We start from the raw sequence: 6,421 nt of genomic DNA, 5'->3' as shown, positions 1-6,421 counted from the left end.
GGAAGACGAGCAGATCGGAACGGTCACCGCCGACGGCGCCTACGACACGCGCCGGTGCCACAAAGCCATCACCGACCGGCAGGGCACCGCGATCATCCCCATCCCCATCCGCAGGAACGGACGTCTTTGGAAAGAAGACTGCCCGGCTGCACGCGCCAGAAACGACACCCTGCGCGCCACCCGATATTACGGACGGGCATTCTGGAAAGGCTGGACGGGATACCACGCCCGCAGCCGGATCGAGGCGAAGATGCGATGCCTGAAATCCTTCGGCGATCGCATCATGGCCAGGGACCCCGACCGACAGACTGCCGAAACCCACATCCGCATCGCCCTTATGAACCGCTTCACCGCCCTCGGCACCGCCGATATCGTCCGCGCGGCATGACGTCAGTGGGGTAAGGGGCAGCCACGCCTCAGGCGAAATTTGTGCAACAACGCCGATCGGCAGCGTCTACATTGCCCAGAGCGTTGTCGGGGGCATCACCTGGACGGGCCTCCCAGGCGTCCAGCGCCAGCAGGAACTGCCCTTGGATCGGATCGGGCTCGTGTCCCTGCTGGTGCTGCCCTGGGCGCTGAAGTTTCTTTGGGCGCCTGCAGTGGAACGGTTCCGCCTTCCGCGCCTCGGCCGGGACCGTTCGGCGCCGATTGTGCTGACGGGCACGGCGGTGGTAATCGCCGCACTTTTCGCCGTGGGGCTGATCGGCCCGTTCCCGGTCCTGCCCGTGCTGGCGGTGCTGATGCTCGCGGCCTTCGCGACCGCCACGGTCGATATCGCCTGCGATGGCTACGCGGTCGAAGCGCTGAAACACACGCGCTACGGATGGGGAAATGCTGCGCAAGTCGGCGGGGCCTATCTGGGCGCGGCCATCGGAGGCGGCGTGTTCCTCGTCTTGGTGGACCGGACGGGCTGGACCACGGGAACATGGGCCATGGCATTGGTGATCCTTGTGCTTTGCCTGCCTTTCGCTCTGGTGGCCAGTCGGGCCAAGACACGAGAATGGGCGCACCAGCCGAGCCTGCGTGCCGCGCTGTCCCGCCCCGAGGTGCGGCAGGGACTACTGATCGCAGCGCTCTACGTGGTCGCTCAGAAAACGGCCATGGGCATGTTCGGGCCCTACTTCATTGATGCGGGCTACAATCTGGCGCAACTCGGTGTCCTCAGCGGCCTGGGAAGCCTCACGCTTGGCTTCGCCGGGGCCGTTGTCGGCGGCGCGTTCGTGCGCCGCTTTGGAACGCGGCGCGTACTGGTGGGGGCGGTGGCGCTCCAGACGGCAATCCTCGCCCCTGGTTGCAATGTCCGCGGGCGATGCGCTGGTTCCGCCTGCCACGGTCGCACCTCTGGCCATGGTCGCCAGCGCCGCGGTCATGGCGTTCGGCTTTGTCGCTCTCTACGGGCAGTTCATGAACTGGTCCGATCCACGACAGGGCGGCGTCGACTTCACCTTGTTTCAGTGCATGGATGCGGTGGTCAGCATGGTGGCGGGCCTCGCCGCCGGCTTCGTGGCAGAGCGCTTGGGCTACGGCGTTTTCTTCGGCATCGCCTTTGCGCTGTCTCTCGCGGTGCTGCCAGCAATCTGGCGCGCGGCCGCCATAACCCGTGAAGAGGAGGCGGCTCTTGCCTGAACTGTCAGCATCCACTCCGCTGGTCGGATGGCGCGCACGAGGGGGCCTTGCCGGACAACGCGCGACTGATGACCGTGCAGGCGATCGAGCAGTTGGACTGCGGCTTCTGCCGTCTGACGCTGGAGGCCGACGTCTCCCGCTTTTCGGACACGGCCATTCACTTCCGGCTCGGCCTGCCGCCGGCTGGCGGTAGCAAGCTCGTCTGGCCGCGCCTCGGCCCGAACGGGGCAACGATCTGGCCAAAGGGGCAGGACGCGTTGCACCTACCCGTCTACACAGCGCGCCGCGTCGATCCGCAGTCCGGGCGCCTGGAATTCGACCTCTACCAGCGTGACGGCGATCGAACGACGCACTGGGCCGCCCACACCAGCAACGGCGCGAGGGTTCTGGTGGCGGGACACGGCGGGGGCGGCTGTCGGGTCGGGGGGCCGCTCCTCGGCTTTGCAGCAAATGGCCGGATTGGCGAAGCTGCATCGCGTGGAGTGTCCAGAAGATCTCGCTCTCGATCCGATCGAGAGCGAGATCTTCCCCGGTTTAACGCAAGACCCGCTTTCTCGAGACGCTGAGCGGGCGATCCGGATCGCGCTTTCTACGCGGTCGTGGGTCGCCGCCGTATTACCCCTGCAGCACCCGAGCAGCGCCTGCAAACGTCGGGTCCTGAACCTATGGAACGCAGGCCGGTCCGCGGGGTTGGCAGCGGTAGAGCTTTCGTATTTCGAGAGGAGACCGCTCGTGACGTCGCCCAGCGCCATTTTCCGGCTGGCCCTCGTTGCTGTGTGCATGACCACAGGGCCGGCAGCTGCGCAGGAGCCGGGTGATCTGGAGCGCCTCCGCCAGCACGCCCTCGACCTCGTGAACGAGGCCCGTCGCGAGGAAGGGCTGTCCGAACTGCGCCTCGGTTCGGATCTGAACGAAGCCGCGCAGACCCATGCGGCCGATATGCTCGAACGAGATTACCATGCTCATGTCGCTCCCGATGGGGAGACGCCGCGCGACCGCTTCCTCGCCGCCGGGGGCAGCCGCTGGGCGCTCAGCGGAGAAAACATTGCTATGTGCTCCGGCTGCGCACCACCGCCCGACATCGAGCGAGTCGCAACATTCCACGAAGGCTGGATGCAAAGCCGTGAGCATCGCGCGGCGATCCTGTCCGAAGGCTTCGACCAATTCGGTTTCGGAGTCTCCGGTGAAGGAAACGAAATCTACGCCGTGCAGACCTTTGCCGGCCGCGGCAACGAAGCCGACGACCCCGACTTCGGCGTCGCGGAGGCCCGAGCCACGGCTCTCGAGGGGATCAACGCGCGCCGCAAGGGGATGGGGCTCGACCCGCTCGAAGCGAGCGTGCCGCTCGATGCCGCGGCTGACCGATTGCTCGAGAAGCGCCTATCGGGCGAGGCTCCCGAGAACGCTTTCGAACTGCTGCCCGAGGAATCGACTGGCTGGACTAGCATGTCGATCCTCAGCGCCAGCCGCGGCGGGGCCGGGTCGCTGTCGGAAGAGGCTATGACAGGCATCGTCGATGACTGGGCCGATCAGGGTGCGGACACCGCTTTCGGCGGCGCCCGCGCCACGCATCTGGGCTTCGCTGTAAAGGCACGGGATGAGGGACGAACGACCGCGGTCGCAATCCTTGGCGGACGCGGCTAAAGGCATTTGCCGTCCGCGAATCCGAGGCTACGGATCACCCGGCGGCAGATCCGTGAGCCCCGTTCGAAGGATACACCTCGCCCTTACGCCCTCTTGCTGTCGCGCATCGCGCTTCCCGCGAGACCGTCTGCGTCCGGTTCGATTGCCGGATCGAACGGCCCGCATTGCCGCCACGTTTGCAGGCCGATCCGGCGTGCGAACGGTTTACGAAGCCGTGACGGTGGCGCCGCCGTTCCGGCCTGACCAGTCCAGCGGCGCGTGCAGGAACTGCTCGACCTCGGTCAGGGTCGCGGGGTCGAAATGACCGCCCTTCTTGGCCTCGGCAAGGACGTCCCACCAGGTGGCCAGCGTGTGCAGGCGGATGCCGTGCGAAGTAAGTGTCTGCCGCGTGTCCGGAAAGATGTCGTAGAAGAAGATCACCATCGTGTCCGAGACCTCGGCCCCGGCGTTGCGGATCGCCTCGCAGAAGCGGATCTTGCTGCCGCCGTCGGTGGTCAGGTCCTCGACCAGAAGGGTGCGCGCGCCCTCGGGCAGGTGGCCTTCGATCTGGGCGTCGCGGCCAAAGCCCTTGGGCTTCTTGCGGACGTATTGCATCGGCAGGCCCAGCCGCTCGGCGATCCATGCGGCGAAGGGGATGCCGGCGGTCTCGCCCCCGGCGACGGCGTCGATGCGCTCGAACCCGATGTCGCGCAGGATCTTCGAGGCGGCGAAATCCATCAGCGTACCGCGGATGCGCGGATACGAGATCAGCTTGCGGCAGTCGATGTAGACCGGGCTGGCGAGGCCCGAGGTCAGCTTGAACGGGTCCTGCGGCCTGAAGTGGATCGCGTCGATCTCCATCAGGGCGCGGGCGGTCAGCGACGCCATCAGTGCGTCGTCGGGAAAGGTGGTGGTCAGCATCGCGGCATCCGGTATCGTGAGGGCGCAGTCGCCTTAGCATGGGCCCCGCGGCTTCAATAGCCCAAACCGTCACCTGGGGCGCCGGCGTTGCCGTGCGCCCTCAGCCCAGGCCGACCCAGGTCACGAACCCCAGCGCCAGGCCCAGCAGGATCAGCGTGTTGATCAGCAGGATCGCGGCATATCGCGGATCGACGCGGGCGATCGCAGCAAGGCTCGTCTTGACGCCCAGCGCCGAGATCGCGATCACGAGGCACCAGCGCGACACGTCCGACACGACCGCGATGACGGGTGCGGGCACCACGCCCAGGTTCGCCAGCACGGCAAGCGCGAGGAACATCACCAGGAACAACGGGATGCCCACCCGCTGACTTTGCGCACCGCGGAAGGTAAGCATCACCAGCATCACGACGACCGGCAGCAGCGCCACGCGCAGCATTTTGACGAAGGTCGCCTGAAGACCGGCCTCTTCGCTCACGGAATAACCGGCGCCGACCACCTGCGCCACGTCGTGGATCGTGGTGCCGATCAGAAAGGCGCTTTCCGCGTCGCTCAGCCCCAGCCAGCGGAACAGCAGCGGATAGGTGACCATCGCCACGGTCGACAGCGTGGTGACGCCGATCACCACCAGCAGCGTGTCCTGTGCACGCTCGCCGCGCCGGGGCAGGACCGCGGCGATGGCCAGCGCGGCCGAGGCACCGCAGATCGCCACCGACCCGCCCGCCAGAAGGCCGAAGGCCATCTTCCGCCCGAACAGAAAGGACAGGGCAGCCCCGCAGGCCAGCGTCGCCATCACCAGACCGACCACCGCCAGAGCCGGGACAAGGCCGAGCGACTGCACATCCTCGACCGCCAGGCGCAGGCCCAGGAGGCCGACTCCCAGCCGCAGCAGCGTCGACGACGCGAACTCGATTCCCCGCTGGCAGGAAGGATTCTCGGCGAGGAAGCGGAACGCCATGCCGATCAGCAGCGCGAACAGCATCACCGGGGCGCCGTAGCTTTGTCCAAGAAAGGTGGCGGCGGCGGCGATCATGCCCGCCAGCAGCAGTCCGCGCAGCACGTCGGGGCGCAGCATGCCCCTCGCCTTTTCGCCCCGGCCGGTCACCTAGCGCGCAAGCGCCCGGTCATAGCCGAACAGCGCGGCGGACCCGCCGGTATGGACGAAGACGATCCGGTCGTCGGTCGTGAAGTGCCCCTTGCGCACGAGGTCGATCAGCCCGGCCGCACCCTTGGCGGAATAGACCGGGTCCAGCAGGATGCCCTCGAGTTCGGCGAAGAGGTGGATCGCCTCGATCCCGCCCTCGGTCGGGATGCCGTAGCCGTCGCCGACGTAATCGGTGTTGGCCACGACGTCGTCGCGCGAGACCACGCCGGGGCAGCCCAGTTTTTCGGCGGTGGCGACGGCGAGGTTGTAGACGTTCTCTTCCTGCTTGGGCTTGGGCGCGCGCACGCCGATCCCCAGAAGCGGGATGCCCGCGTTCGTCGCCTTGAGGCCGGTGACCAGCCCGGCCTGCGTGCCGGCGCTGCCGGTGGCGTGCACGATGTGCGACACCGCCAGCGCGCCGTCGTTCAGCTGGCCCAGCAGCTCGAACGCGCAGTTGACGTAGCCCAGCGCGCCCGTGGGGTTCGATCCGCCGCCGGGGATGGTGAAGACGCGGCGCCCCTCGGCGCGGAACCGCTCGGCCACGGCCTCCATCTCGGCAGGCATGTCGGCGCCGCCGGGGCGTTTCTCGGTCGTGGCGCCGTGCAGGTGGTCCAGCAGGACGTTGCCGTTCCCGTTGTAGTTGGGATCGTCCGAGCCGGTCCGGTCCTCGAGCAGCAGGTGGCAATCGATCCCCAGCTTGGCGGCGAAGGCGGCGGTCTGGCGGGCGTGGTTGGACTGGGTCGCGCCCTGCGTGATCACCATGTCGGCGCCGGCGAGTTCGGCCTCGGCCATCAGGAATTCCAGCTTGCGCGTCTTGTTGCCGCCGGTGGACAGCCCGGTGCAGTCGTCGCGCTTGATCCAGATCTCGGGGCCGCCGAGCTCGGCGCTCAGCCGGTCGAGCCGTTCCAGCGGCGTCGGAAGGTGGGCAAGGAAGCGGCGGGGGAAACGGGCGAGGTTCATCGGTGCTCTCCGGTCTGTGATCGGCCCTTGCCTAGCGCGGCAGGCGCCGGAAGGCGAGGCGGTTTCGGCCGTCTCGACCCGGGCCCGCCCGAGGCCCGGCGGTCAATTCGCCGCCCCGGCGGCGGGGGGCCGGGCGGGGCGGAAACGGGT

7 protein-coding genes are annotated in these 6,421 nt (G+C 67.8%); 4 read left to right on the top strand and 3 right to left on the bottom strand.

The features are described from left to right. The 4 genes from BLW27_RS11940 to BLW27_RS11925 form a co-directional block, all read left to right on the top strand. On the top strand, positions 1 to 388 hold a 388-nt coding region (locus tag BLW27_RS11940), incomplete at its 5' end, for a transposase (RefSeq protein WP_143042250.1). After that, positions 369 to 1,604 carry an MFS transporter gene (locus tag BLW27_RS11935; protein WP_342708061.1) on the top strand — a complete coding sequence of 412 codons (1,236 nt, stop codon included), beginning with the start codon at positions 369 to 371 and terminating at the stop codon, positions 1,602 to 1,604. The genes BLW27_RS11940 and BLW27_RS11935, both read left to right, overlap by 20 nt. A gap of 69 nt (positions 1,605 to 1,673) precedes the next feature. Continuing rightward, positions 1,674 to 2,192: a siderophore-interacting protein gene (locus BLW27_RS11930; RefSeq protein WP_245710857.1), complete on the top strand. Its 519-nt coding sequence runs from the start codon at positions 1,674 to 1,676 to the stop codon at positions 2,190 to 2,192. Positions 2,193 to 2,358: 166 nt separating this feature from the next. Beyond that, the gene (locus BLW27_RS11925; RefSeq protein WP_218141107.1) at positions 2,359 to 3,270 is read left to right on the top strand and encodes a CAP domain-containing protein; all 912 of its coding nucleotides are present in this window, start codon (positions 2,359 to 2,361) and stop codon (positions 3,268 to 3,270) included. Between the two features lie 204 nt (positions 3,271 to 3,474). Here BLW27_RS11925 and BLW27_RS11920 read toward each other — a convergent pair whose 3' ends face one another. From BLW27_RS11920 to cuyA, 3 genes are all read right to left on the bottom strand, one after another. Further along, a complete protein-coding gene (locus tag BLW27_RS11920) occupies positions 3,475 to 4,170 on the bottom strand; it encodes an orotate phosphoribosyltransferase (RefSeq protein WP_089883566.1) in 696 nt (231 codons plus the stop codon). A gap of 100 nt (positions 4,171 to 4,270) precedes the next feature. After that, on the bottom strand, positions 4,271 to 5,242 hold the full coding sequence (locus BLW27_RS11915) for a YeiH family protein (RefSeq protein WP_089883563.1): 972 nt from the start codon (positions 5,240 to 5,242) through the stop codon (positions 4,271 to 4,273). Between the two features lie 30 nt (positions 5,243 to 5,272). Beyond that, positions 5,273 to 6,271 carry a D-cysteate sulfo-lyase gene (cuyA, locus tag BLW27_RS11910; RefSeq protein ID WP_089883560.1) on the bottom strand — a complete coding sequence of 333 codons (999 nt, stop codon included), beginning with the start codon at positions 6,269 to 6,271 and terminating at the stop codon, positions 5,273 to 5,275. Positions 6,272 to 6,421 lie beyond the last annotated feature (150 nt).

This window comes from Citreimonas salinaria, assembly GCF_900107235.1.
Taxonomy (GTDB): Bacteria; Pseudomonadota; Alphaproteobacteria; order Rhodobacterales; family Rhodobacteraceae; genus Citreimonas; species Citreimonas salinaria.
The sequence above is the reverse complement of the archived record's forward strand: the minus strand, read 5'-3'. Positions and strand labels throughout refer to the sequence as shown.

Bases quoted from the DNA above. Each gene is read 5' to 3' on its own strand.
- BLW27_RS11920 (WP_089883566.1), bottom strand. From the start codon at position 4,170: ATGCTGACCACCACCTTTCCCGACGACGCACTGATGGCGTCGCTGACC.
- BLW27_RS11915 (WP_089883563.1), bottom strand. From the start codon at position 5,242: ATGCTGCGCCCCGACGTGCTGCGCGGACTGCTGCTGGCGGGCATGATC.
- cuyA (WP_089883560.1), bottom strand. From the start codon at position 6,271: ATGAACCTCGCCCGTTTCCCCCGCCGCTTCCTTGCCCACCTTCCGACG.